Annotated in this window: 1 protein-coding gene; it reads right to left on the bottom strand. The window is 67.3% G+C overall.

Going from position 1 to position 385, the window contains the following annotated elements; translation table 11 throughout:
- The coding region (locus IL252_RS17520; protein WP_208629082.1) for an ABC transporter ATP-binding protein at nt 1-385 on the bottom strand (385 nt) is incomplete at both ends.

Below are 385 nucleotides of genomic sequence, written 5' to 3'. Positions count from 1 at the left end.
GTTGTACGCCGCAACTGGCCCGTTCAGCAGGTCCACGTCGAACGAGCCCAGCCCTGTCTCGATTTGGTCGTTAGTCACCCGGGCCGAGAGGAAACTCGCCTGGCCGAGGAAGCTCGCGACGAAGCGGCTCTCGGGGTTCTCGAACACTTCAGCGGGGTCGCCGATCTGAGCGATGGTCCCGTCGTTCATGATGGCGACGCGGTCGCTGATCGACAGCGCCTCCTCCTGGTCGTGGGTCACGGAGATGGCGGTGACGCCGGCCCGCTTGAGGATCTTGCGGACCTCCTCGCGCATCTCGACGCGCAGGCGCACGTCCAGGTTCGAGAACGGCTCGTCGAGCAGGAGGACGTCAGGCTCCGGGGCCAGCGAGCGCGCGAGCGCGACG

This window comes from Halomicrobium sp. IBSBa (assembly GCF_017612575.1).
Lineage (GTDB): Archaea > Halobacteriota > Halobacteria > Halobacteriales > Haloarculaceae > Halomicrobium.
Note: the sequence above shows the minus strand (reverse complement) of the source record. Positions and strands in the feature narration are given on the sequence as shown.